Source organism: Nocardia sp. FBN12 (assembly GCF_050320175.1).
Classification (GTDB): Bacteria; Actinomycetota; Actinomycetes; order Mycobacteriales; family Mycobacteriaceae; genus Nocardia.
Map to the genome: position 1 here is coordinate 4855081 of NZ_CP190048.1, position 24499 is coordinate 4879579.

21 protein-coding genes are annotated in these 24499 nt (G+C 68.3%); 9 read left to right on the plus strand and 12 right to left on the minus strand.

Translation table 11 applies throughout. From position 1 onward, the window contains the following. Positions 1 to 8 precede the first annotated feature (8 nt). From ACQHI0_RS23010 to dapE, 3 genes are read right to left on the minus strand one after another with little or no spacing between them, the layout of a single operon-like run. Positions 9 to 554 carry a TIGR00730 family Rossman fold protein gene (locus ACQHI0_RS23010; RefSeq protein WP_427903902.1) on the minus strand — a complete coding sequence of 182 codons (546 nt, stop codon included), beginning with the start codon at positions 552 to 554 and terminating at the stop codon, positions 9 to 11. Then, the gene (locus ACQHI0_RS23015; protein ID WP_427903903.1) at positions 551 to 1351 is read right to left on the minus strand and encodes a TIGR00730 family Rossman fold protein; all 801 of its coding nucleotides are present in this window, start codon (positions 1349 to 1351) and stop codon (positions 551 to 553) included. The genes ACQHI0_RS23010 and ACQHI0_RS23015 overlap by 4 nt, the downstream gene beginning before the upstream one ends. A gap of 41 nt (positions 1352 to 1392) precedes the next feature. After that, positions 1393 to 2487, minus strand: coding sequence for a succinyl-diaminopimelate desuccinylase (gene dapE / locus ACQHI0_RS23020; RefSeq protein WP_427903904.1), 1095 nt, complete (start codon positions 2485 to 2487; stop codon positions 1393 to 1395). 118 nt (positions 2488 to 2605) lie between these two features. Here dapE and dapD point away from each other — a divergent pair, with 118 nt between their 5' ends. The 5 genes from dapD (at position 2606) to ACQHI0_RS23045 (ending at position 7261) form a co-directional block, all read left to right on the plus strand. Further along, positions 2606 to 3556, plus strand: coding sequence for a 2,3,4,5-tetrahydropyridine-2,6-dicarboxylate N-succinyltransferase (gene dapD, locus ACQHI0_RS23025; protein WP_427903905.1), 951 nt, complete (start codon positions 2606 to 2608; stop codon positions 3554 to 3556). A gap of 171 nt (positions 3557 to 3727) precedes the next feature. Beyond that, on the plus strand, positions 3728 to 4345 hold the full coding sequence (locus tag ACQHI0_RS23030) for a hypothetical protein (RefSeq protein WP_427903906.1): 618 nt from the start codon (positions 3728 to 3730) through the stop codon (positions 4343 to 4345). A 101-nt stretch (positions 4346 to 4446) separates the two neighbouring features. After that, on the plus strand, positions 4447 to 5562 hold the full coding sequence (locus ACQHI0_RS23035; RefSeq protein ID WP_427903907.1) for an NAD(P)/FAD-dependent oxidoreductase: 1116 nt from the start codon (positions 4447 to 4449) through the stop codon (positions 5560 to 5562). Next, complete coding sequence (locus tag ACQHI0_RS23040; protein ID WP_427903908.1) at positions 5559 to 6443, plus strand: RNA polymerase sigma-70 factor; 885 nt, start codon at positions 5559 to 5561, stop codon at positions 6441 to 6443. Before ACQHI0_RS23035 ends, ACQHI0_RS23040 begins: the two co-directional genes overlap by 4 nt. Before the next feature lie 146 nt (positions 6444 to 6589). Next, on the plus strand, positions 6590 to 7261 hold the full coding sequence (locus ACQHI0_RS23045) for a molybdopterin-dependent oxidoreductase (protein ID WP_427903909.1): 672 nt from the start codon (positions 6590 to 6592) through the stop codon (positions 7259 to 7261). A 74-nt stretch (positions 7262 to 7335) separates the two neighbouring features. On the opposite strand, the gene ACQHI0_RS23050 is transcribed toward ACQHI0_RS23045, so the two are convergent. Continuing rightward, a complete protein-coding gene (locus ACQHI0_RS23050) occupies positions 7336 to 8763 on the minus strand; it encodes an acyl-CoA synthetase (RefSeq protein ID WP_427903910.1) in 1428 nt (475 codons plus the stop codon). A gap of 118 nt (positions 8764 to 8881) precedes the next feature. Here ACQHI0_RS23050 and ACQHI0_RS23055 point away from each other — a divergent pair, with 118 nt between their 5' ends. Further along, positions 8882 to 9730 (plus strand): oxygenase MpaB family protein, encoded by an 849-nt coding sequence (locus tag ACQHI0_RS23055; protein WP_427903911.1) that lies wholly within the window; start codon positions 8882 to 8884, stop codon positions 9728 to 9730. A 107-nt stretch (positions 9731 to 9837) separates the two neighbouring features. Next, positions 9838 to 10533, plus strand: coding sequence for a hypothetical protein (locus ACQHI0_RS23060; RefSeq protein WP_427903912.1), 696 nt, complete (start codon positions 9838 to 9840; stop codon positions 10531 to 10533). 36 nt (positions 10534 to 10569) lie between these two features. On the opposite strand, the gene ACQHI0_RS23065 is transcribed toward ACQHI0_RS23060, so the two are convergent. The 4 genes from ACQHI0_RS23065 to ACQHI0_RS23080 form a co-directional block, all read right to left on the minus strand. After that, positions 10570 to 12285 (minus strand): protein kinase domain-containing protein, encoded by a 1716-nt coding sequence (locus ACQHI0_RS23065; RefSeq protein ID WP_427903913.1) that lies wholly within the window; start codon positions 12283 to 12285, stop codon positions 10570 to 10572. A 167-nt stretch (positions 12286 to 12452) separates the two neighbouring features. Continuing rightward, positions 12453 to 13538 carry a succinyldiaminopimelate transaminase gene (gene dapC, locus ACQHI0_RS23070; RefSeq protein WP_427903914.1) on the minus strand — a complete coding sequence of 362 codons (1086 nt, stop codon included), beginning with the start codon at positions 13536 to 13538 and terminating at the stop codon, positions 12453 to 12455. Positions 13539 to 13573: 35 nt separating this feature from the next. Beyond that, positions 13574 to 13897, minus strand: coding sequence for a ferredoxin (gene fdxA / locus ACQHI0_RS23075; protein ID WP_056813450.1), 324 nt, complete (start codon positions 13895 to 13897; stop codon positions 13574 to 13576). Between the two features lie 108 nt (positions 13898 to 14005). Next, entirely contained in the window at positions 14006 to 16606 is a 2601-nt protein-coding gene (locus tag ACQHI0_RS23080) for a bifunctional FO biosynthesis protein CofGH (protein ID WP_427903915.1), read from the minus strand. A 151-nt stretch (positions 16607 to 16757) separates the two neighbouring features. Here ACQHI0_RS23080 and ACQHI0_RS23085 point away from each other — a divergent pair, with 151 nt between their 5' ends. Together ACQHI0_RS23085 and ACQHI0_RS23090 are read left to right on the plus strand one after the other, a co-directional pair. Then, positions 16758 to 17258 carry a PH domain-containing protein gene (locus tag ACQHI0_RS23085; protein ID WP_427909271.1) on the plus strand — a complete coding sequence of 167 codons (501 nt, stop codon included), beginning with the start codon at positions 16758 to 16760 and terminating at the stop codon, positions 17256 to 17258. Then, the gene (locus tag ACQHI0_RS23090) at positions 17255 to 19003 is read left to right on the plus strand and encodes a PH domain-containing protein (protein WP_427903916.1); all 1749 of its coding nucleotides are present in this window, start codon (positions 17255 to 17257) and stop codon (positions 19001 to 19003) included. Before ACQHI0_RS23085 ends, ACQHI0_RS23090 begins: the two co-directional genes overlap by 4 nt. 77 nt (positions 19004 to 19080) lie before the next feature. Here the strand turns inward: ACQHI0_RS23090 and ACQHI0_RS23095 are convergent, their stop codons facing one another. The 4 genes from ACQHI0_RS23095 to typA all read right to left on the minus strand — a co-directional run bounded on the left by ACQHI0_RS23095 (position 19081) and on the right by typA (position 24399). Next, positions 19081 to 19500, minus strand: coding sequence for a hypothetical protein (locus tag ACQHI0_RS23095; RefSeq protein ID WP_427903917.1), 420 nt, complete (start codon positions 19498 to 19500; stop codon positions 19081 to 19083). Positions 19501 to 19612: 112 nt separating this feature from the next. Then, positions 19613 to 20494, minus strand: a complete 882-nt coding sequence (gene mshB / locus ACQHI0_RS23100) for an N-acetyl-1-D-myo-inositol-2-amino-2-deoxy-alpha-D-glucopyranoside deacetylase (RefSeq protein WP_427903918.1) — start codon at positions 20492 to 20494, stop codon at positions 19613 to 19615. A gap of 55 nt (positions 20495 to 20549) precedes the next feature. Then, a complete protein-coding gene (locus ACQHI0_RS23105; protein WP_427909272.1) occupies positions 20550 to 22283 on the minus strand; it encodes an ABC transporter family substrate-binding protein in 1734 nt (577 codons plus the stop codon). A gap of 214 nt (positions 22284 to 22497) precedes the next feature. Beyond that, positions 22498 to 24399 carry a translational GTPase TypA gene (gene typA / locus ACQHI0_RS23110; RefSeq protein WP_427903919.1) on the minus strand — a complete coding sequence of 634 codons (1902 nt, stop codon included), beginning with the start codon at positions 24397 to 24399 and terminating at the stop codon, positions 22498 to 22500. Between the last annotated feature and the right edge of the window lie 100 nt (positions 24400 to 24499).

The following is a 24499-nucleotide window of genomic DNA, read 5'->3' on the forward strand; positions in this document are numbered from 1 at the left end:
TCGATCTCCTACTGTGCGGCCGGTGCGAGCGCGGCGAACGCGGCGGGCAGGTCGGCGGCCACGATGAGGCGCTCGCGTGCCCGCCTCGGCACAATGGTGCGCTCGGACAGTTCATCGATCCAGTGGAACAGGCCGTCGTAGAAGCCGTTGGCATTCAGCAGCACAACGGGTTTGGCGTGTTCGCCGAGGTAGCCGCCGGTCCACGTCTCGAACAGTTCCTCGAGTGTGCCGATGCCGCCCGGCAGGGTGAGGAACGCGTCGGCGCGCGCTTCCATCAGCTGTTTGCGCTGGCGCATGGTGTCGGTGACGAGCAGTTCGTCGGCGTCGACATCGGCGACTTCCTTGTGCACCAGGTGTTTCGGGATCACGCCGATGGTGTGCGCGCCACCCGCCCTCGCCGCGGTGGCGACCGCGCCCATCATCGACACGTGGCCACCACCGGAGACCAATTGCCAACCGCGCCGGGCGATTTCGGTGCCGACGCGCGCGGCGAGGCTGATCAGATCGGGATCGGTGGTGCTGGCGGAGCAGTAGACACAGACGGAGTAGCTCACCATTGATCCTCGGTGCCCAGACGCTCGATATCGGCGTGTCCGCCGGTTTCACCCTGGATGATCCGCACGACCTCGTCGACACTGTCGGTGATCTGGATCAGGTCGAGATCCCCGGGCGAGATCTTGCCGGAGCCCGCCAGGGAGCTGCGCATCCACTCGACCAGACCCGACCAGTATTCGGTGCCGAACAGGATGATCGGGAAACGGGTGATCTTGCGGGTCTGCACCAGGGTGAGCGCCTCGAACAGTTCGTCGAGGGTGCCGAAGCCGCCGGGCAGGCAGACGAAGGCCTGCGAGTACTTCACGAACATCGTCTTGCGGACGAAGAAGTACCGGAAGTTGATCCCCAGATCGACCCACTCGTTGAGCCCCTGCTCGAACGGCAGCTCGATCCCGAGCCCGATCGAGTAACCGTCGGCCTCCGAGCACCCACGGTTGGCCGCTTCCATCGCGCCGGGCCCACCGCCGGTGATCACCGCGAAACCGGCCTGGGCGAGCGCGCTGCCGATCGCCTCGCCCGCCACGTACTCGGGGTGGTCGGGCCCGGTGCGCGCCGATCCGAACACCGTCACCGCGGGCGGGATTTCCGCGAGCGCGCCGAAACCCTCGACGAACTCGGCCTGGATCCGCAGCACCCGCCACGGATCGGTGTGTACCCACTCGCTGTCCTGCCGCGTATCGAGCAGGTTCCGGTCGGCGGTCCGCGCACCGGGCTTGCGATCCCGGCGGAACATCACCGGCCCACGGAACTTCGGTTTGGCCTTCCCAACCTGTTCATCAGCGGAATCGGTAGACATGCTCCCAACCTACTGTGTCGGATCAAGGGGACGGGCGGGAGCTACGGCTTCGTCAGGTAGGTCCGCAGCATGGCGGTGACGGCGGTGATCTGGCTGATCGGGACGTGCTCGTCGCGTTTGTGGGCGAGGTTGGGGTCGCCGGGGCCGAAGTTGACGGCGGGGATGCCGCGGGCGGCGAAGCGGGAGACGTCGGTCCAGCCGTACTTGGCACGCACGCCACCGCCGCCGTGGGCGTTGACCGAGTCGATCAGGGTGCGGGCGGCGGGGGCGGTGAGGCCCGGCAGGGCACCCGGTGAGGAGTCGGTGACTTCGAAGGCGACGTCGAGTCCGTCGACAACCTCGCGGACATGCGCGATGGCCTGCTCGACACTGCGATCGGGCGCGAAACGGAAGTTCACATCCACCTCGGCGACATCGGGCACCACATTGCCCGCGACCCCACCCGAGACACGCACGGCGGACAGACCCTCGCGATACACACAACCGTCGATATCGACCTCGCGCGCCACATACGCCGACAGCCGCGTCAGCAATGGGGCGAGACCATGAATCGCGTTCTCCCCCAACCATGCTCGTGCCGAATGCGCCCGCAAGCCGGAGGTGGTCAATCGCACCCGCAAAGTACCCTGGCAGCCCGCCTCGATCCAACCCGCGGAGGGTTCACCGAGAATGGCCAGATCGCCTTCGAGCCATTCCGGCAATTCACGCTCGATATGCCCGAGTCCGTTGAACTCCGCGGCGATCTCCTCGCCGTCGTAGAAGATCAGTGTCAAATCGTGGGCCGGATCGGCGATCGTCGCGGCCAGGTGCAGGAATACCGCATCGCCGGACTTCATATCGACTGTGCCACAACCGAACAGCACCGCTTCACCATCGACTTCAGCGGGTCGGCTCGGCACATTTTCGGCGATCGGCACGGTATCCAGGTGGCCCGCCAGAATCACTCGCGTCGGCAGGCCGCGCTGCGTCCGCGCCAGCACGACGTTGCCGTGCCGCAGCACTTCGAACCCGGTGGTCTGCTCCCGCAACGCCTGCTCGACCAGGTCCGCGATCTTGGCCTCGTCGCGCGAAACACTCGGCACGTCGACGAGGGCGGCGGTCAGCTGGATGGGATCGGCACGCAAATCGAGAGTCACATCTCGACAGTAGTACGGCGGTGGGGTCCGACACCGCCCACACGGCGACGAGACCGGCGTGGCCGGACGCACAGGGGTCGCGGAACACACATCGACGCTCGCGCGGCAAGATGGAGCTGTGAGTATTCAGGGAGCAACTGCAGTCGGAATCGCCAACGTGACCTCGGACGGGACCGTCCTCGATACCTGGTACCCCAGCCCCGAGCTGGGTGAGTTCACCGAGACCGGCTCGAAGCGCCTCGACGCCGCCGAGGTGCCCGAGTTCGCTGAACTCCTCGGGGTGGACGCCGCGCGTGGGGTCGAGGTGATCGCAGTGCGCACCACCATCGCGGACCTGTCGGCCGCCCCGGTCGACGCGCACGAGGTCTACCTGCGCCTGCACCTGCTCTCGCACCGCCTCGTGCAGCCGCACGGCCTCAGCCTCGACGGCCAGTTCGGCCTGCTCAGCAACGTGGTGTGGACCAACCACGGCCCGTGCGCGGTCGACGGCTTCGAGCAGACCCGGCTGAAGCTGCGCGCCCGCGGCCCGGTGACGGTGCTCAGCGTCGACAAGTTCCCTCGCCTGGTCGACTACGTGGTCCCCGCCGGCGTACGCATCGGTGACGCCGACCGGGTCCGTCTCGGCGCGCACCTCGCCGCGGGCACCACCGTGATGCACGAGGGCTTCGTCAACTTCAACGCGGGCACCCTCGGCAACTCGATGGTCGAAGGTCGCATCTCGGCCGGTGTCGTGGTCGGCGACGGCTCCGATGTGGGCGGCGGCGCCTCCATCATGGGCACGCTGTCCGGTGGCGGCACCCAGGTCATCTCGGTCGGCGAGCGTTCACTGCTCGGCGCCAACTCCGGACTCGGCATCTCGCTCGGCAACGACTGCGTGATCGAGGCGGGCCTCTACGTCACCGCGGGTACCAAGGTCACCGGACCCGACGGCGCCGTCGTCAAGGCCGCGACCCTGTCGGGTCAGGACAACCTGCTGTTCCGCCGCAATTCCACCACCGGCGCCGTCGAGGTCGTCGCCCGCAAGGGCACCGGCGTCGAACTCAATGCCGCATTGCACGCAAACGATTGATCGTCACGAATTGCCGGGCCGCCCGGCCCGGCAATTCTCTACGCAGTCACAATTCAGCAAATATTGCGGTTTCATGACGACGAACCCGAATGTGCGACAAGCAATTTCGCACGCTAACCTTCGTTTCGCTGCTCTGATCAGGACAGCGAAAAAGCGGAGGGATACAAAAGAATGAAGTTCGGAAAGATCACTACTGCTGTTTTCATGGCGGTCGCTGCGGTGGGGATTACCGCTGCCACCGCGCACGGTGCGCCCGCGGTGGCCACCGAGCAGCCCGCTGTAGTGGCTTCGGGGGGCGTGACTTCTGGCGTGACGCACGGCATCAACTACCAGACCACGGTCTCCCCGGCTGACAAGACCGTCACCTGGGCGGTCGACAGCGGCAAGTTCGAGCTCGCCGCCGACGGCGCCTCGGTGCTGCTGAAGACCGCCGACGGCGTGACCGTCGACCAGGCGCCGCTGCGCTCGGAGGTCGCCGGCCTGCCGATCGCCGTGGGCCAGCAGATCAGCGAAGACGGCCGCACCGTCAAGCTGACCTCGACCATGACCCCCGAGGATTCCGCGAAGCTGAGCAATGTCGCGGAACTGAAGGACATCAGCTCCTACGACCGGCTCATGGAGCAGGCCAACAAGAACATGCCCGGCATCGTCATCGGTGGCATCATCGGCGCGTTCTTCCCGTTCCTGTGGCTGATCACCATCCCGGCCGGCATGGTCATCGGCGGCTACGTGATGGGCGGCCAGGAATTCCTGGATGCCGTGATCGCGTTCGCGACCGGTCAGCCCTGATCTGACCTCGCGATAAGGAAAGGCCTCGTACTTCTGCGGAGTACGGGGCCTTTCCGCTGTGAGGCGCATCACCGTCACAGCAGGGCCCCGAGCCGCATCCCATGGTCGAACGCACAACCCCATGGCAGGAGGCACTGATGGACATCGTGGTGATCGGGGCAGGATACGCCGGGACGCTGGCGGCGAATCGGTTGCGTAAGAGGGCCCCTGACGCGCACATCACCGTGGTCAACCCGCGCGATGACTTCATCGAACGGGTGCGGCTGCACGAGCAGATCGCGGGCAGCGGCACCGCGGCCCGCCCCCTCACCGAGATGCTCGCCGACGGGATCGCGTGCGAGACCGCGAGTGTGGACAAGATCGGCGACGGGACCGTCACTCTCGACAGCGGTCGCAACCTGGACTTCGACTACGCGGTTCTCGCGACGGGCAGCATCGCGGACCCGATTCCCGGCGCGATCCCGGTCGGTACCTGGGAAGGGGCCGAGCAGGCGCGGGCCGCGCTCGCGGCGCTGCCCGCGGGCGGGATCGTGACGGTGATCGGTGGCGGTCTCACCGGGATCGAGACCGCGGCCGAGGTCGCCGAAGCCCGCCCCGACCTGCGCGTACGTCTGGTGAGCGATACCGTCGCGGCCTCGCTGTCCGTCGGTGCGCGGCGGCATGTGCGCCGCACACTCGACCGCTTGACCGTGGAGATCGTGGCCGGTCGAGTCATCGAGATCGACGGGACAACCCTGCGGCTGCGCTCGGGCGACGAACTCGATTCCGACCTCACCCTCTGGGCGATCTTCGCCGCGGTACCCGACCTCGCCGCCCGCAGCGGACTGGCCGTGGACGCCGACGGCAGGGCACTGGTCGACGCCACCCTGCGAAGCACGACCGACCCCCGGGTCTTCGCGGTCGGCGACTGTGCGGCGGTGCCCGGCATGCGGATGGCCTGCGCCACTGCCGCACCCCAGGGCGCGCATGCCGCCGATACGCTGGTGCGGATGAGCAAAGGACAGGAGCCACGGCCCTTTTCGCTGGGTTACGCCGGGCAAGGCATGAGTCTGGGCAGGCACGACGGGTTGCAGCAGATCACCGACCGCGCGGATGTGCCCTATCGACTGTTCCTCCGCGGGCCGATCGCGGCGTTCGTCAAAGAACGCGTGTGCCGCCTCGCCGCCAACGCCTCCCGCGCCGGCTACACCGTGTGGTTGCGGGGTCCGCGGCGGTGACGCACGAACCGGCGATCGAGAACACCTTCACCGAGAACCGGCGGCTGCTGTTCTCGATCGCCTACGAGATCCTCGGCTCGGTGGTCGACACCGAGGACGTCCTGCACGACAGCTACCTGCGCTGGCGCGAGGTCGACCGCACGCTGATCGACAATCCGCGCGCCTACCTCGCCCAGATCGTCACGCGGCAGGCACTTGGCGTGCTGCGGTCCACCGCGCGCAGGCGTGAGGAGTACATCGGGCCGTGGCTGCCCGAGCCCTTGGCCACCGAGGCCGAGGGCGGGGTCGAGCACGTGCTGACCGGCGAGGCGGTGACCACCGCGATGCTGCTCGTGTTCGAGAAGCTGACGCCGCTGCAGCGTGCGGTGTTCGTGTTGCGTGAGGTGTTCGCGTTCGAGTATTCGGAGATCGCGGCCGCGGTGGGCAAGTCGGAAGCCGCTGTGCGCCAGCTGAATCAGCGTGCCCGCGACCGGGTGCACGCGCACCGGCACACCGCGATCGCCACCCCCGCACAGGCTCAGTCGGTGGTCGAGCGGTTCTCGATCGCCGCCGCCACCGGCAATGTGGCCGCGCTCATGGACGTACTCGCTCCGGACGTGGTGTTCCTCGGCGACGGCGGCGGCGTGGTGAACGCGGTACGGCGACCGGTACTCGGCCAGGACAAGGTCGCGCGACTGGTCATCGGCCTGCTCACCAAGGGTCGACAATTGGGCGAGATCGGCGTGCACTTCGGCGTCTACAACGCGATGCCCGCGGTCGTGGCGACCGTCGACGGCGTGATCGACCAGGTGACGTCCATCGAGGTGACCGATGGTGTCATCACCGCGCTGTACTGCGTGCGCAACCCGGACAAGCTCAGCTCCGTCCAGATTCCGGAATGAGGCCGACAACCCGGTCGGCGCGCAGGCGGTTGGCCACCGACGACGTGGGCGAGCCCACAGCCGCGAGAAGCAAGCCGTCTCTCGACCTCGCACCGCCCGCACGCTAAGCTTCCAATTATACGGAACCGTATACTAGGAGGTTCGACATGACACTTCCCCCTGGTCAACGCGCGATCGACGGCTTCCCCCGGTTCGGCACGCACCTGCATCACCCACCGCCACCGATTCCCGCGAGCCCGGTGATCGAGGTCGGCGGGGAGCTGACGCAACAGTTCACCCTCACCATGACCGACCTCGCGCAGCTCCCGCGAGTGGAGGTGACGGCCGACTTCCACTGCGTGGCAGGCTGGTCGGCCACCGACCTGCGGTGGGCGGGCGTCCCGTTCGCCACGCTCTATCGCGCGCGCGTCGAACCGGTTCTCGCGCCGGGTGTTTCGATCAGCCATGTCGTCTTCGAAGGACTCGACGGGTATCAGTCCATCGCGTTGCTCGAGGACGCGCTGGCCGATGACGTGCTCATCGCCGACCGACTCGACGGACAGCCACTCACGAGCGACCACGGCGCTCCGGTGCGGCTGGTGAGTCCAAGCCAGTACGGATTCGTCAACACGAAACACCTGTGCCGCATCGGATTCCACACGTCGCAGCCCGTCGACCCGGACAAGTGGTCACCGCTCGCGGCGCACCGCAGAGCGCGCGTGTGGGAGGAAGAGCGGCATCGCTATCTGCCCGGACGCGTGGTGCGCCCGATCTACCACACCTTGATCGGACCGATCCGACGAATGAGCGCTCGGGGAAGCAGCGAACCGCACGCGTGAATCATGCTGTTGGACAGCCTGATTCGGCGATCGAGCGAGTGCAGACTCACTCGGCTGCCGACAGCGGTCTCGAGTCAGGCCAGCAGCTTCTTCTGCACCTTGCCCATCGCATTGCGGGGCAGCGCATCGACGAAGCGCACCTCGCGTGGCCGTTTGTGAGCCGAAAGCTGTTCGCCCACATAGGCGGTCAGCTCAGCACCCAGTGCGTCCGAGTTCGCCTCGCGCGCGACGACGAAGGCCACGATCCGCTGGCCGAGATCGTCATCCGGCAGGCCGACGACGGCCACTTCCGCGACCGCCCGGTGCCCGAGCAGCGTGGTTTCGATCTCCCCCGCGCCGATCCGGTAGCCGCCGGATTTGATGAGGTCGATCGATTCGCGCCCGACGATGCGATGGAACCCGTCGGCGTCGATGACGGCCACGTCACCGGTGCGGAACCACCCGTCTTCGGTCCAGTCCTGTGCGGTGGCGTCGGGCCGATTCAGATACCCGCCGAACAGCATCGGTCCGCGAACCTGCAGGCCACCGATGCTCGCACCGTCGTGCGGGACGGGCTCGCCCGCGTCGTCGCGCAGCCTGGTTTCCACCCCGCGCACCGGCGTGCCGACCCAGCCGGGCCTGCGCTCGCCGTCGGCCCGGGTGGACAAGGTGATCATGGTTTCGCTCATCCCGTACCGCTCCACCGGCGCCTGCCCGGTGAGCTCGGCGAGCTTGTCGAACACCGGCACCGGCAGCGGCGCACTGCCAGAGACGAGCAGTCGCGCCTTTCCCAGTTCCTTGGCCAATTCAGGCTTTTCGACCACCCGCGACCACACCGTCGGTACGCCGAAGTACAGACTGCCGCCCGCTGCCGCGTACGCCTCGGGTGTCGGCTTGCCGGTGTGGATCAGCGGACTACCCACCCGCAACGGCCCGAGTAGACCGAGGATCAGACCGTGCACGTGGAACAGCGGAAGGCCGTGCACCAGTGTGTCTTTCCACGTCCACGCCCACGCGTCGGCGAGCGCGTCCAGCCCGGCGGCGATCGCGGCGCGGCTGAGCATCACGCCCTTCGGTGCGCCGGTGGTTCCCGAGGTGTAGAGGATGAAAGCGATTGCCGCGGGGTCAGGTTCGGGATAGGTGTGCCATGACCGGGCGTGCAGGCGCACCGGCACCACCGGCAGCTCTGTGCCGTCGGGCGCTGCGCCGAGCCAGGCCTGCGCGCCCGAATCGCGCAGAATGTGCGCGAGTTCGGCGGCACCGGAATCCGGCGGCACCGGGACCACGGTCACCCCCGCGATCAGGCAGCCGACCACGGCGATCACGGTGCGCAGCGTAGGTTCGGCCAGCACCGCGACGCGGTCGGCGCGGGCGATGCGCTCCGCCACCGAGGTCGCCGAACCCAGCAGATCACTGCGCGACATGGTGGCATCATCGATGGTGACGGCGTCGGGAATGTCATCCCCGGCGGCGACGGCGGCCGGATTCAGCGAAGTGAGCAGCAGCGGCGGACCATAGGGCATTCGTCAACGCTAACGCGACGCGGTTCACCGCCCGCCGCCGGTCCGTTGACACCCCGACGGCATGATGAGACATTATTCATATAGTTCTCTCACGCTCTCGATGAAAACGGGGTCAACGATGACCATCCTGTCGCGCTCGCGTTCGCGGTCCGAACCGGAACAATTCGACATCCGCGACTACATCGACGGCTCCGCTGCCTTCTACGGCGCGACCGCCAATGTGATCATGCAGCTCAGCCTGGCCCCCGTCGGCTACGGCGTCGCGGAATCGACGGTGCACAGCGGCAGCATCATGGTGCACCCGATCAAACGCACCCGCACCACGCTCACCTACCTGTCGGTGGCACTGATGGGCACCGACGCCGACCGTGCGGCCTTCCGCGCCGCGGTCAACGGCGCGCACCGCCACGTGCACTCCACCGCGGACAGCCCCGTGCAATACAACGCCTTCGACAAGAACCTGCAGCTGTGGGTGGCGGCGTGCCTGTACTGGGGCTCGATCGACGTGATGGATCGCCTCTACGGCCCCGTCGACGACAGCATCGCCGACACCTTCTACGGCTACGCCCACCACCTCGGCACCACGCTCCAGGTGCCGCGCGAGATGTGGCCCGCCGACCGCGCCGCCTTCGACGCCTACTGGACCGAACATCTGCAGCTCACCAGTGTCGACCCGACCATCAAGGCCTACTTCGACAAGCTGCTCGACCTGAAAATGGTCAGCCCGCCCCTGCGCCTGCTCCTCGCCCGCTTCCACCGCTGGTTCACCACCGGCCTGCTCCCTCAACACCTCCGCGACGAACTCGGCATGACCTGGACCCCCGCCGACGAACGCCGCCTGAACCGCCTGATGCGCACCACCGGCACGGTGACGGCCCACCTGCCCCGCCTCATCCGCAATTTCCCCTTCAACGCCACCCTCGCCGACATGCGCCGCCGCCACCGCCGGGGCAAGCCACTGATCTGATCGGGGCTACCGCGCGCCTCACACGTCGACCCGCGACGTTCGGGTTTCATTCCCACGACCCCAACGCCGGCGCACGTAATCGGAGGACGCTAGTGAGCATTCGAACAGTGACATGGTGTCTGGCGGCGGCTGCTGTCGGCCTCATAGCGGCCGCGCCTGCCGCCAACGCCGACGAGGACCCGACGACGGTGCCGTCACGAACGGCCATTTCACTGCGGATGCCAGGCGGATTCGCCTGGGGCACAGCCAATGAGCACGAATCGCGGTCGGCGCTGTCGATGTCCAAGCTCTACATCGTCGACTACGCGCTACGCCACGGCGACGGCTCGCCGGAGGACCGCGCACTCTCGGAACGGATGATCCGGGACTCCGACGACGGCGCCGCCACCCAACTGGCAGGCAAATACCCGCAGGCGATCGAAGCGACCGCGAGCGAATACGGGCTGCGCGAGACCCACGGCACCGCCGACTGGGGCCGGTCGCGCACCAGCACCGCCGACATCACCGACTTCCTGGCCGCCAAGCAGCGCACCGATGCCGGTTCGCCGATCTTCGAGTGGATGGCGGGTGCGAGCAATACCGCCGCCGACGGCACTCCCCAGAATTGGGGCACCGCCCAGCTCCCCGGGGTGCAGGGCAGCAAGTGGGGATGGTCCGATTCCGGTGTCCCCGAGGTGGCTTCCGCGTCTTTCGGACCCAGCTTCTCGGTCGCCGCGCACACCTACGGCACCCCGGCCGACCAGTCCGCGGATGTGCTCGACGCCCTGCCCGCGCTGATCCTGCGCCTGGCCGGAGCGTACTGATCCGGTGCGCGGATCCCGATCTGTCACGCTCCCAAATCAGAAGGGGGCTTGCTGCCACCAGTTGTCGCGGGTCTCCTCGAAAGTGTGACCAGGCCAGGACACCTCGACCACCGAGTTCGCGCTGAACACATTGCCTCGTTCCCTGGCCGCGAGGGTGAACGGCGCGGCGGGGTCGCGTGGGCGGTAGGCGGTGAGGCTGGTGTGGTGCAATTCGCGCGTGGTGTCCTGGGTGGTGTGGCGCAGCAGATAGGCATCGACATCGGCGGCGGCGGGATACTCGGTGTACCAGGCGATGAGCCCGTCGGCGTCGGTGCAGGTGATCTGCTGTAGCGGCGCCGGGTCGCCCGGCAGCACCACCAGCGACGGGGTCGCTGAACAGCTCGCCTCCCGCCAGCCGCGCCCGGAGGGTCCCGGCGGGATCAGGTCGGTGAATCCCGAGGCCACTGACGCGTGCGCACCCCAGGTGGGCGGCGGCGGAACTCGATTCGGGCGCACGAACTTCCAGTAGACGGCCCCCACGCCGACGGCTCCGACCCCGGCGACCATCGCGAGTACGAGCAAGCTCACCGCGAGCACCCGCCATCGCGACGAAACTGCCTGCCGGGTCGCGCCACGGCCGTTCGACGGATTCCTCGGCCCGCTGTCATCGGAGCCTCGCGGCAGGTATCCGGCACGCGGAACAGGCCCGACTCCAGCCGATTCCCCACCTCCGACTCGACGCGTGGCCGCATGCACGGCGGAGTGCGACGACGGTGAACTGACGAGGGTCGGGTTCAGCGAGTCGGCATCGGGAACCGCCGACCACCCCACTCGGCCGGAAGCAGGCGGGGTCGCGGGCGACGTGACCGAACCATTTGCCGCGCGGTCGGCTTCGCGAGCGAGCGACGGCCGGAAGTCGCCGGCACCCGGCGATACGAGGTCGGCGCGGTTCAGCGCCGCTGCCGCCGCGTGCGCGAATTCCGCACAGCTGGCGAATCTTTCGGCAGGCTCCTTCGCCATCGCCCTCGCGATGACCGCGTCGATTCCGGTCGGCAGGTCGGCGATCGTCGCGGAGGCGCGGGGCACCGGTTTGGTCAGGTGAGCGGCGACTACCGCGCCGGGATTGTCTGCGGGGAACGGGCTTTCGCCGGTGAGCAGGGTGAACAAGGTGCAGGCCAGGGAGTACTGGTCGCAGCGGTGGTCGACCGGGGCCCCCGAGAGTTGTTCGGGGGACGCGTAGGCGAGGGTGGCGAGAAAGGCGCCGGTGCGGGTGAGCTGGCGGGCGTCGCCGCGGAGCCGGGCGATACCGAAGTCGGTGAGCAGGGCGCGGTCGCCGGCGCGGGCTGGCGCCAGCAAGATGTTGGCGGGCTTCACATCTCGGTGCAGGACGCCGCGATCGTGGGCGTAGTCGAGGGCTTCGGCGGTTTGGGTGATGATGCCGATCGCGCGGGCCGGATCCATCGGCTCACGGCGGAAGACGGAGGCGTCGGTGCCGTCGACGTACTGCATGGAGATCCACATGAGCCCGTTGTCGACGCCACGGTCGAGCACCGACACGATGCCGGGGTGATCGAGATGGGCGGAAACGTCGGCTTCACGTTCGAACCGGCCGCGCACCTCGTCGTCGGAATACAGTTCGCGGTTGAGCAGTTTCAGTGCCACCTGCCGCGGTAGGCGTGGATGCGCCGCGAGGTACACGGTGCCCATTCCGCCCCGGCCGAGCAGTCGGTCGATGCGATACCCAGCGAAGACCGTGCCGGCGCTGAACTCCACCCCGTGCATCTGTTGTGCCTCTCGATCCTGTCCGCGCCGACTGGCCGGACCCCAACCGGTCCAGCGCAGGACAGCTATCGCCCCTTGTGCTCCACACGATATCGCTCAACCTGGACAGCGCGCACCGCTGGGCGCGATCTACCCAGAGGTTCGTGCGGAAACCGCGTTCAGGACAGGCGTGCGACAGCTTCGGCGATGCGCTCGTCGGCGGCGGTGAGGGCGATGCGCACATGTTCGGGCGAGCGGGGACCGTAGAAATCGCCGGGGGCGGCGAGGATTCCGCGTTCGGCGAGCCAGTCGAGGGTGACGCGGCACGGTTCGCCGCGGGTGGCCCACAGGTACAGACCGGCTTCGGAGAAGTCGATGCGAAAGCCTGCTTGTTGCAAGGCTTTACGGAGGATGTCGCGGCGAGCGCGGTAACGCTCGCGCTGCTGCGCCTCGTGCACGTCGTCGCTGAGCGCGGCGGTCATCGCGGCCTGGATCGGGAGCGGCATGATCATGCCGGAGTGCTTGCGCACCTCGAGCAGTTCGGCCACGAGTTCCGGATCACCGGCGACGAAGCCGGCGCGGTAGCTGGCCAGGTTCGAGGTCTTCGACAGCGAGTGGATGGCCAGCAGGCCGGTGTGGTCACCGTCGCACACGCGGGGGTCGAGGATAGAGACGGCCTCGCCCTCCCAGGTCAGACCCAGGTAACACTCGTCGGAGGCGACCACCGCGCCGCGCTCGCGCGCGAACGCCACCACCTTGCGCAGGTGCTCGACGGGCAGCACCTTGCCGGTGGGATTCGAGGGCGAGTTCACGAAGATCAGCGCCGGATTCTGCGGGCCGATCTGGGTGAGACCGTCTGCGCGCCACGGCTTCGCGCCCGCCAGCAGCGCGCCGACCTCGTAGGTCGGGTAGGCGATCTCGGGGATCACCACCAGATCGTCGGAGCCGACGCCGAGCAGTCGCGGCAGCCCGGCGATGAGCTCTTTGGTCCCGAGCACCGGCAGCACGGCCGTCGACTCGACACCGGTGACGCCGAACCGGCGCGTCAACGCGGCGACGACGGCGGCGCGCAGCTCAGGGGTGCCGTGCGTGGTCGGATATCCGGGGACAGCCGCCACCGAACCCAAGGCCGCCTGGATCAGCGGATCGACCGGATCCACCGGCGTACCGACGGACAGGTCGACGAGGCCGCCGGGATGCGCGGCCGCCTTCTGCTTGACCGCGGCGATGGTGTCCCAGGGAAAATCCGGCAGCAGGCTGCTCACGCGGCCTACCCGGCCATGGGTCGGCACCCCTGCGCTCACTCTTCGGCCATCGGGGGCAGCGCCTTGATGAAGGCGGGGTCGAAATCGACCACACCGACCTTGGTCGCGCCACCGGGGGATCCCAGCTCGTTGAAGAAGTCGACGTTGGCGTTGATGTAACCGCTCCACTGGTCCGGAGTGTCGTCCTCGTAGAAGATCGCCTCCACGGGGCAGACCGGCTCACACGCACCACAGTCCACGCACTCGTCGGGTTGGATGTAGAGCATGCGACCGCCCTCGTAGATGCAATCCACGGGGCATTCCTCGATGCACGCCTTGTCCTTCACGTCAACGCACGGTTCAGCGATGATGTACGGCACTGCCGTTCTCCTAGTCTGTCCTCACCTGCGGGGTAACTCCGCCCACGAAACACTATCCCGACCGCCCACATTACTCCCAGGTCAGCCTGCCCTAACTCACAGTGACGATCACCCGATCGACAACGGTAATGGGACCGCTTTCGATTCGACCGAGCCGTAGACGGTGGTTCGTTCGCGGACCGGGCGGTTGATGCCCGCGGCGATCTCGGTCAACTCCGCGACGGTCTTGGCGGAGCCGTGTTGGGAGCCCGCCATGCGGGAGATGGTTTCCTCCATCAGGGTGCCACCGAGGTCGTTGGCACCGCCGGTGAGCATGGCCTGGGTACCGAGCGTACCCAGTTTCACCCAGCTCGTCTGAATGTTGTGGATGCGACCGTGCAGCATGATCCGGGCCAGGGCGTGGACCGCGCGGTTGTCACGGTTGGTCGGGCCGGGCCGGGCCGCTCCCGCCAGGTAGAGCGGCGCGCTCTGGTGGACGAACGGCAGCGGGACGAACTCGGTGAAACCACCCGTCTCGTCCTGGATGCCGCGCAGCACCCGCAGGTGGCCGACCCAGTGCTTCGGGTTGTCCACATGGCCGTACATCATCGTCGAACTGGACGGGATGCCCAGTTTGTGGGCGGTCGTGATGACCTCGATCCAGGCCGAAGTGGGGAGCTTGCCCTTGGTGAGCACCCAGCGGACCTCGTCGTCGAGGATTTCGGCGGCCGTTCCGGGGATCGAGCCCAATCCGGCCTCTTTCAGCGCCGACAGCCAATCATGGATGCTCTGGCCGCCGCGCGAGGCACCGTTGACGATCTCCATCGGGCTGAACGCGTGCACGTGCATCGACGGGACGCGCGCCTTGATGGCACGGACCAGGTCGGCGTAGCCGGTGACGGGCAGCTCGGGGTCGATGCCGCCCTGCATGCAGATCTCGGTGGCACCGTCCACGTGGGCTTCCCACGCGCGGTCGGCGACCTCGTCGGTGCTGAGGGTGAAGGCGTCGGCGTCGCCCTTGCGCTGGGCGAACGCGCAGAAGCGGCAGCCGGTGTAGCAGATATTGGTGAAGTTGATATTGCGGTTCACCACGTAGGTGACCTCGTCGCCGGAGACCTCGCGTCGCAATGAGTCAGCCAGTGCCGCAACGGCTTCCATGTTGGCGCCGTCGGCAGTGGCCAGGGCCAGATACTGATCGTCGGTGAGTCCCGCCGGGTCCTTCTCGGCGGCGCGCAGGGCGTCGAGCACCTCGGAATCGAGGCGCTCGGGTGCGACGACGGCCAGGTCGCGAGCGTGTTCGCGGATTGTCTCCCAGTCACCGAACGCGCCGACGACCTCCTGGCCGAGCCCGGAATCGCTGCGGCTGTCGGTGTTGCGGCCCTCGGTGTCGATGGCGGTGTTCAGGTCGACGCGGCCGACCGAATCCCACGACTCGTCGGGCTCCTGCCATGGCAGTCCGACCGGCATGGCATCGGGCCTGGCCAACCCGGTCGCGGGGTCGGTGAGCGCGTCGACGTGCGCGCCGATCCGCGGATCGATCCACGGATGGCCGGCGCGAACGTATTTCGGGTGCGCGGAGGTGCGCTCGACGAGGGTGAACCCGGCCGCCTCGGTGATCTCGCGCAGGGTATCGAGGTTCGGCCACGGACGTTCGGGGTTGACGTGGTCGACCGTCACCGGCGACACCCCGCCCCAGTCGTCGATGCCCGCGTCGATCAGCGCCCGGCAATCACTGTGCGACACCAGGTTCGGCGGCGCCTGCACCGGAACATCCGGGCCGAGCAGCAATCTCGTCACCGCGACGGTCGCCAGGAACTCCGCGACGCCCGCGTCGGGAACATCGCGCATGGCGGTGTCGTCCTTGGCACGGAAGTTCTGCACGATCACTTCCTGGATGTGCCCGAACTCCCGGTGCAGCTTGCGAATCGCCATGATCGACTCGGCGCGCTCGGTGAGATTCTCGCCGATGCCGACCAGGATGCCGGTGGTGTAGGGCACCGAGAGCCTGCCCGCGTCGGTGATCGAACGCAGCCGGACCGCCGGGTCCTTGTCCGGGCTGCCGTAATGGCATTCACCCTTGTCGGTGAACAGCCTGGTGGCGGTGGTCTCGAGCATCATGCCCATGGATTGGGCGACCGGCTTGAGGCGGGAGATCTCGTTCCAGCTCATCACGCCGGGGTTCAGATGCGGCAGCAGGCCGGTCTCCTCCAGCACGAGGATAGAGACGGCGCGCAGGTAGTCGAGGGTGGAGTCGTAGCCGCGTTCGTCGAGCCACTGCGCGGCCTCGGGCCAGCGGTCCTCCGGCCGATCGCCGAGGGTGAACAGCGCTTCCTTGCACCCGAGCGCGGCGCCCTGACGGGCGATTTCCAGGACCTCGTCGGGTTCGAGGAACATGCCCTTGCCCTCGGCGCGCAGCTTGCCCGGCACCGTGACGAACGTGCAGTAGTGACACTTGTCCCGGCACAGCTTGGTGAGCGGGATGAACACATTGCGCGAATAGCTGATGGTGTGTGGGCGGCCCGCCGATTCCAGTCCGGCATCACGCACCCTGGCCGCGCTGGCGCACAGGTCGACGAGGTCGTCGCCGGTGGCATGCAGCAGGACGGTGGCCTCGTCGACGTTCAACGTGACACCGTCGCGGGCCCGGCGCAGGGCCCGGCGCATCGCGGCGGGACTCGGCGGCGGCATCGGAACGCTCGGCTTCGGAAGATCGGTCACCCCGTCGATCATGCGCTACTTCTCTCCCGGACGTGTGGTCGGCTGCTCACGCCGCGCGCGGCGGGCGCGGGGAGGTCGTCCTTGCTCGACGACAACCTCGGGCGTGACCCCGCATATTCCCGACCGGATGAACTCGTCGGACGGGCATGGAACCATGGGCAGCATGTCGTTGCCGCGCTCCACCATTCTGGCCGAACCGGCCTGGCGTCCGAGTTCCAAGGCCAAGCTGCTGTGGGCGTTGGAGAACACGATCGGGGTGGTCGTGTCGATCATCGCGCTCGTGGTGTGGGCGGTGCTCGACGGGGACCATCGTGGGTGGCAGGTGCTCGCCGGGCTGGCGATCGTGGTGCTCGCGGCGCTCGCGGTCGTGGTGGTTCCGGTGTGGCGGTACGCGGTGCATCGGTGGGAGGTCACCGATGAGGCCGTGTACACGCGGGTGGGGTGGCTGGATCAGGAGTCGCGGGTGGCGCCGATCTCGCGGGTGCAGACCGTGGATACCGAGCGCGGGCCGCTGGAACGGATGCTGGGGCTCGCGACTGTCACGGTGACCACCGCGTCGTCGGCGGGGGCGGTGAAGATCAGTGCGCTCGACCTGCCGGTGGCCGAGGAGACGGTGCTGCGGTTGACCGCGATCGCCGCGCAGCACCGTGGAGACGCGACATGACCCAGCCCGTCGAGTGGCAGCGTCTCGACCCGCGCATGCTGCTGGTGTATCCGGTCACCGAGATCATGAAATACATTCCGGTGCTGCTCGGTTCGGTCATCGTCGGCACGACCAGTGGCAATCCGCTGTGGAGCCTGATCCCGGTGGCGCTGGTCGCGGCGTTCGGTGTCGCGCGGTGGTTCACGACGTCGTACCGGATCGATGCCGATCATGTGCAGTTGCGCAGTGGGATCGTGGCCCGCCGGACATTGTCGGTGCCGCGGCCACGGATTCGATCGGTGGACGTGGAAGCCGATCTGCTGCACCGGGTTCTGGGGTTGGCGGTGCTGGCGATCGGCACCGGCAAGCAGACCGACAAGGGCGAGGAATTCAAGCTCGACGCGCTCGATACGAGTCAGATTCCGGCATTGCGGGCCGAATTACTCTCGCACACAGGGCAACACACGCCGTCGCACGTCGATAGCGCTGCCGTGCCGCATGTTTCGCAGCCCGACGCACTCGGCGAGTCCGGGGTGGAGATCGGGCACTGGCGGGCGGCGTGGGTGCGGTACGCGCCGTTGTCGCTGACCGGACTGGCCGTCGTCGCGCCGATCGCGGGAGTCGGCGCGCAGTACGGGCTCATCGATGTGCTCTCGAACAGTGCAGTCGTGCGCGATCTCGACAACGACACCGCGGTCATCGTCGCGATCGTCATCGCCGGCCTGACCCTGCTGACGCTGCTGCTGGTGAATCTCGCCGCGTGCGCCCAGTACCTCGCCACCTGGTACGGCCTGCGCGTGCTCGACAACGGCGCCACCCTGCACCTGCGCCACGGCCTGTTCACCACCCGCCAGATCACCCTCGACCTGGCCCGCTTCCGCGGCGCCACCCTCAACGAACCACTCCTGTTGCGCGCCGCCAGCGCCGCACAACTGGAGATGATCATGACCGGCGAGAACCCCCGCCAGAAGATCCTCCCCCAGGCCCCGCGCACCGCCGTCGAACGCACCCTCGACGAACTCCTGCGCACTCGCCGCCGACCCGATGCGGCGACCGACCCGGCGCCGGAATCGGTCTGGGATCAGCGCGCGGAATCGAGCGCTCCTGCGCCGGACTCGACGTGGGCCCGACGCGGCGAATCGAGCGCCCCAACAGTGGTTGCGCACGATGAATCGGCATCGACGCCCTCCGCAGGCAATACCGGCAGCAGCGAGCTGCCGACGACCTCGCTCACCAAAGCCGCAGACGCAGGAATCTCGAATTCGACTGCACTGCAACCGATCACCGGCGCCACTCTCGGCACCATCGACCTACATCGCCACGGCCCCGCCGCACGCAGGCGCCGCTATACCCGCGCCGCGTGGCCGGTCGGCGGCGTTGTCGTCGCCATGCTCGCCGTCGTGCTCGCGGGCGGTGATCTACCAACCTGGACCTGGACATTGCCGGTGCTCTTCGCCGTGCTCATGGCCGCACTCGCCGAAGACCGCTACCGAGGACTCGGCCACCGCGTGCTGCGCGGCACCACCGGCCCGACCTGGCTCATCACCCGCCGCGGCAGCCTCGACCGCAACCGCGACTGCCTCGAAGCGCCCGGCATCATCGGATGGACAGTGCGCCAGACCTTCTGGCAACGCCGCGCCGGCCTCGCCACCGTCGTCGCGGCCACCGCGGCGGGCAAGAAGGCGTACCTGGTAGTCGACATCCCGATCGACCAGGCCGCCGAACTCATCGAGGCGGTGACCCCGGGCCGCCTCGGCCAACGGTGATTCGGCACCTGCGTGAGCTCAGCGGACCAAGCTCATGCCGCACGGCCCTTCGTCGAGCGGGTGACGATCGAGCGGGACTACCGGCTGACATTCGAGCGGTAGTACAGGTATCCCGCCGGGGCGAGCACACCGCACGCGAACAGCAGCAGGGTGCGGCCGTCGCTGCCGAGCATCACGTCGCCGCCGGGTCCGCGCGAGGCGCACACCAGGAACCCGAACACCCACACCACGATCGGGGCGAAGGTGAAGCCGATCCGGTCGGTCACCGATTCCATGCCGTAGACCAGCGCCACGTTGATCGGGGCGGCCAGCAGCGCCACCACCGGGAAGGGCACCGAGCCGAGGTACGTGGGCAGGAACAGCACCTCGACGGCGAGGGTGATCAGCGCGTCGACGCACAGCAGCACGACGATGAGGCCCGAGATCAGCGGATCCGGCAGGCCGGAGAGGCGCGAGGACCGCAGCACGGCGGTGGGCTGATCGTGATCGGTCACCATGGGCGTGAGTCTATTCGGCCGAGCCAGGCCGCTGTGCCCGTGCGCGCCAGGACGAAGCTCCGACCTATCCGCGACCGGTCGGCGCCGCTGTGGCAATCCGGTGGTCAGCTGCTCAATCGAGACCGGCGAACAGGTCGTGCTCGAAGCCGTCGGCACCGACCTTTCCCCGCGTGCCGCGCACCAGGGTGAAGTGTTCCTCCGGCAGCACCGGCAGCGCGATGTTGTTCGACAGCGCGAATTCCCGGCCACTCGGCGCGACGGTGACCTGGGTGGCGTGCGCGCGCATGGCGGCGCGCTTGGCCGAGACCACATCGGAGACGTCGACCACGGTGGTCACCCCGCTCGTCGACATGGCGGCCAGTTCGGCCTCGACCGGCAGGCGCCAGCCCGCGGGCAGCGCGCCGGGCAGTTCGTCGACAGTGCGGCGCGCGAGCGCGGCGGTGTGCTGACGCAGCAGGTCGCCGTCGGTGACGGTCCAGTAGAACTTGGGGACATCCCAGCCCCGCTCGGCGGCGGCCGCGACGGCCGCGGTGGTGATCTCGTGTGCGCGAATGTGGTCCGGGTGACCGTAACCGCCGCGCGGGTCGTAGGTGACGACCACCTTCGGCCGCAGTTCGAGGATCACCGCGACGAGCTCGTCCACAGCGGCGGCACCGGAGTTCACGAAGGCCCGCGGGTTCGCCGCCGACGGCGTACCCGCCATCCCGGAATCGCGCCATCGGCCGGGGCCACCGAGGAACCACGGCTCGCCCGCGTCGAGGGCCGACAGTGCGGCGGTGAGTTCGCCGATCCGGTAACCGCCGAGCTGATCGGCTTCGGCGGCGATCAGGCGCGACCACCGTTCGCCGATGACCTCGCCTTCCTCGCCGAGCGTGCAGGTCACCACGGTCACCGGAACACCGCGGCGGCGATAGTGCGCGATAGTGCCACCCGTGGTGAGCGTTTCGTCATCAGGGTGCGCATGGACGAGGAGCAGTCCACCGGTTCCGGTCATCGGGTCCACCACCAGTTCTCCTGTCCCACAACGAGACCCGACCGACGGGCGTCGATCACGGGATCCGCCGCCACTGTGCCGTATCGCCGAAGATCCCCACCTGGATGGCGCCCGACAGCGACACACCGTCGACGCGCGGACCGGCCGCCGCGACGACGTTGTCCTGCACGATCGGCAGCACCGTCGCCAATTCCCAGAGCCTGGGCTCGGATTCGGCAAGGATGCGCGGCACATCGAACCCTCGCAGGGCTTCGTCGATCGAGGGCTGCAGGGTCGGATCGCACACTCCGCCGATGTTGCTCGGCGCCTGGCGATACGCCTCGGCCGCGGCCAGCGCGGGACCTTCGGCACCGACCGGTTCGACCGGCGCGCAGCCGTAGCGTGAGGCCAGCGCGGTGGCGGGGTCGCCACCTGCCAGCTCCCAACCGACGATGGCGTCGATCGAGGATTCGGTGAGGTCCTTGCCGTACAGCTCGTCGGCGGCCAGGCCGCGCACGGTGGCATCGATTCCGGCACTGCGCAATTGGTCGGCGGCGGTATTGGCCACGGCCAGCGCCGACGCGTCGTCGGTGACGGCGCCGATCCGCACCGACAGCCCCTTGCCGTTGCGCGCCACCGAGCGCGGACGCGGCGCGGGCGAGGTGGGCGAACCGGTCTGCTGCGCCTCCGGTGCGCGGCCGAAGCCCGCCTCGGCCAGCAGCGCGAACGCCTCATCGGCGGTCATCCGCGGCGGAGCGGTGGGCACATAGCCGGGGCTCGACGGCGAAAGCACTTGTGCGCGTGCGGGTTCCACCCAGCCGCCGGTCTGCGCGCCGACCGTCGCCAGCAGCGCGGGGTCGAGCAGCGCGAGCACCGCCTTGCGGACCCGCACATCGGCGAGGTCGCCGGATCGGCCGTTGAGCGCGAGTTGCAGTTCGCGAGCCTGCGGCATGATCGTGGTCCGCACCGACGGGATCGCGGCCAGTTGCGCCTGGGTCGCCACGCCGCCGTGCACGAGCGCCATCTGCGCGTCGCCGGTGCGCAGCGATTCGGCCAGCTGCGAGGGCGTGCCGCCACGGCGGAACTGGACCTGATCCGGGGAGGCGGGGGTGCCCCAGAAGCGGTCGTTGCGTTCGAGCAGGATCTCGTCGCGCCCGCGATCGACCGACTTGATGGTGAAATTGCCGCCCGAGACCGGGATCTTGTCGACAAGACCACTGGTGAACCCGCCCGGCGAATCCTTCACCAGGTGCGAGGGCAGCAGATTCGAGAACAGTTCGCGCCAGGCCGGGTACGGCTGGGCCATGGTGACGGTGACCGTCTTGCCGCCCGCCGACGACGCCACATCCGAGATCAGCCGATAGCCGGCCGGATCCACCACGCCGGGCTGACTGATCATCTGCTGCCACAGGAACCGGAAGTCCTCGGCCGCGATCGGGGCGCCATCGGACCAATTGGCCTGATCACGCAGGGTGTAGGTGATGGTGAACGGCTCCTGGGCCGTCACATCGGCCGACACGATCAGCGAGCTGTCGGGCACCCAGTCGACCAGACCGGGATGCACCGGACTCGGCGCGGCGCGGAACGGGCTCGGCAGCACCATCGAGCTCACCGCGCTGGTCACCGGCGACTGATCCGAGCGCAGATGCGGGTTGAACCCGATCCCGATGTCGTCGATCGCGACGACCACGGTGTTCTTACCCGGCTTGGCCTGGGTGGTCTTGGGCGAATCGGAGGACTCGATCGGCGGTGGCGGATTCGCCGTGCAACCGGCCACGACCGCCGTCGAGGCAATCATCGCCAGCACCATCGCACGCCACCTCGCGCGCCGCCCCGAACTCACCTTGCGCACTCTACCTCCATCTAACAGCGGCTGGCGCCGCGGGTTTCGGCCCTCGTAACCTCGGTCTTCCCTCCCTCCGGGCGCTCCTTCGTCGCACCCTCCACTCAGGCCGGACCGAGGCGGGCCGAAACCAAAAATGAGGCGGCGCCGAAGCACCGCCCCATCATTGGTACGCCTTGGTTCAGTTCGCGGCGGCCTTGTCGCGAGCCTTGCGACGCGACAGGTCGCGGGCCCGCTCGTTGGCGCCGAGCACCAGCTTGCGCACGCGGACCACCTCGGGGGTGACCTCCACGCACTCGTCCTCGGTGCAGAACTCCATCGCCAGCTCGAGGTCGAGCTGCAACGGCTTGGCCATGGTCTCGAAGGTGTCCGCGTTGGCGCTGCGCATGTTGGTCAGCTTCTTCTCGCGGGTCACGTTGATGTCGAGATCCTCGGCACGCGGGTTGATGCCCACGACCATGCCCTCGTAGGTGTCGGCGCCCGGCTCGACGAAGAACTGACCACGGTCGGCCAGCTGGATCATCGCGAACGGGGTGACGGTGCCCGCGCGGTCCGACACCAGCGAACCGGTGTGGCGAGCGCGGATCTCACCGGCCCACGGGGCGTAACCGTGGGCGACGGCGTTGGCGATGCCGGTGCCGCGGGTCTCGGTGAGGAACACGGTGCGGAAGCCGATCAGGCCACGCGAGGGGACGATGAACTCCATGCGCACCCAGCCGGCGGCGTGGTTGCTCATCTGCACCATCTTGCCCTTGCGGGCGGCCAGCAGCTGGGTGATCGCGCCCAGGTACTCGTCGGGGCAGTCGATGGTCAGCTCTTCGAACGGCTCGTGGGTCTTGCCGTCGACCTGCCGGGTGACCACCTGCGGCTTGCCGACGGTGAGCTCGAAGCCTTCGCGACGCATCTGCTCGACCAGGATGGCCAGCGCCAGCTCACCACGACCCTGCACCTCCCAGGCGTCGGGACGGCCGATGTCGAGCACGCGCAGCGACACGTTGCCGATGAGCTCGGAATCCAGGCGCGACTTGAGCATGCGGGCGGTGAGCTTGTGGCCCTGCACCCGGCCGACCAGCGGCGAGGTGTTGGTGCCGATGACCACCGAGATGGCGGGCTCGTCGACGGTGATGCGCGGCAGCGCGATCGGGTTCTCCGGATCGGCGAGGGTGTCGCCGATCATGATGTCGGGGATACCGGCGATAGCGACGATGTCACCGGCCTCGGCGACCTCGCCGGGCTGACGCTCGACACCGATCGTCTGCAGCAGCTCGGTGATCTTGACCGTCTTGGCGCCGTCGGCGTTGATCCAGGTGACGTTCTGACCCTTGCGCAGCTCGCCCGCGTAGATGCGGACCAGGGCCAGGCGACCGAGGAACGCCGAGGCGTCGAGGTTGGTGACGTGGGCCTGCAGCGGCGCGTCCTTGTTGCTCTTCGGTGCCGGGATGTAGTCCATCAGCACCTCGAACAGGGCGTCGAGGTTCTCGGCGTCGGGCGCGGAACCGTTTTCCGGCTCCACCTTCGACGCCTTGCCCTCACGGCCCGAGGCGTAGAGGACCGGCAGGTCGAGTGCGAGCTCGGCGGCTTCGGCGGCCTCGTCGTCGAGGTCCGACGCCAGGTCGAGCAGCAAGTCGTGCGACTCGGAGACGACCTCGGCGATGCGGGCGTCGGGGCGGTCGGTCTTGTTCACGACCAGGATGACCGGCAGCTTGGCCGCGAGGGCCTTGCGCAGCACGAAGCGGGTCTGGGGCAGCGGGCCCTCGGACGCGTCGACGAGCAGCACGACACCGTCGACCATGGAGAGGCCGCGCTCGACCTCACCACCGAAGTCGGCGTGGCCCGGGGTGTCGATCACATTGATGACGGTGAGAGAACCGTCGGGGTTGTGGCGATGGACGGCGGTGTTCTTCGCGAGAATGGTGATGCCCTTCTCGCGCTCGAGATCGCCGGAGTCCATGACTCGGTCGACCAGTTCGGCTCGCTCGGCGAATGCACCGGACTGACGAAGCATGGCGTCAACCAGCGTCGTCTTGCCGTGGTCGACGTGGGCCACGATGGCGACGTTGCGAAAATCGCGTGAAGACGACACGCCTGGATCCTCCTGCTGTTGGGGTGTTTGGCGCGCATTCATCTGGCATCGCGGCCTGTTACAGCTTACCGGTTGCGCGGGGGCACCCTCGTGTCAGGCT

Coding starts and splice junctions, on each gene's coding strand:
- ACQHI0_RS23030 (WP_427903906.1), top strand. CDS start 3,728: ATGAAGTTCGGAAAGATCACTACTGCTGTTTTCATGGCGGTCGCTGCG.
- ACQHI0_RS23090 (WP_427903916.1), top strand. CDS start 17,255: ATGACCCAGCCCGTCGAGTGGCAGCGTCTCGACCCGCGCATGCTGCTG.
- ACQHI0_RS23095 (WP_427903917.1), bottom strand. CDS start 19,500: ATGGTGACCGATCACGATCAGCCCACCGCCGTGCTGCGGTCCTCGCGC.
- ACQHI0_RS23080 (WP_427903915.1), bottom strand. CDS start 16,606: ATGATCGACGGGGTGACCGATCTTCCGAAGCCGAGCGTTCCGATGCCG.
- ACQHI0_RS23045 (WP_427903909.1), top strand. CDS start 6,590: ATGACACTTCCCCCTGGTCAACGCGCGATCGACGGCTTCCCCCGGTTC.
- ACQHI0_RS23050 (WP_427903910.1), bottom strand. CDS start 8,763: ATGCCCTATGGTCCGCCGCTGCTGCTCACTTCGCTGAATCCGGCCGCC.
- ACQHI0_RS23035 (WP_427903907.1), top strand. CDS start 4,447: ATGGTCGAACGCACAACCCCATGGCAGGAGGCACTGATGGACATCGTG.
- mshB (WP_427903918.1), bottom strand. CDS start 20,494: ATGACCGGAACCGGTGGACTGCTCCTCGTCCATGCGCACCCTGATGAC.
- ACQHI0_RS23015 (WP_427903903.1), bottom strand. CDS start 1,351: ATGTCTACCGATTCCGCTGATGAACAGGTTGGGAAGGCCAAACCGAAG.
- ACQHI0_RS23085 (WP_427909271.1), top strand. CDS start 16,758: ATGTCGTTGCCGCGCTCCACCATTCTGGCCGAACCGGCCTGGCGTCCG.
- ACQHI0_RS23105 (WP_427909272.1), bottom strand. CDS start 22,283: ATGGTGCTGGCGATGATTGCCTCGACGGCGGTCGTGGCCGGTTGCACG.
- ACQHI0_RS23055 (WP_427903911.1), top strand. CDS start 8,882: ATGACCATCCTGTCGCGCTCGCGTTCGCGGTCCGAACCGGAACAATTC.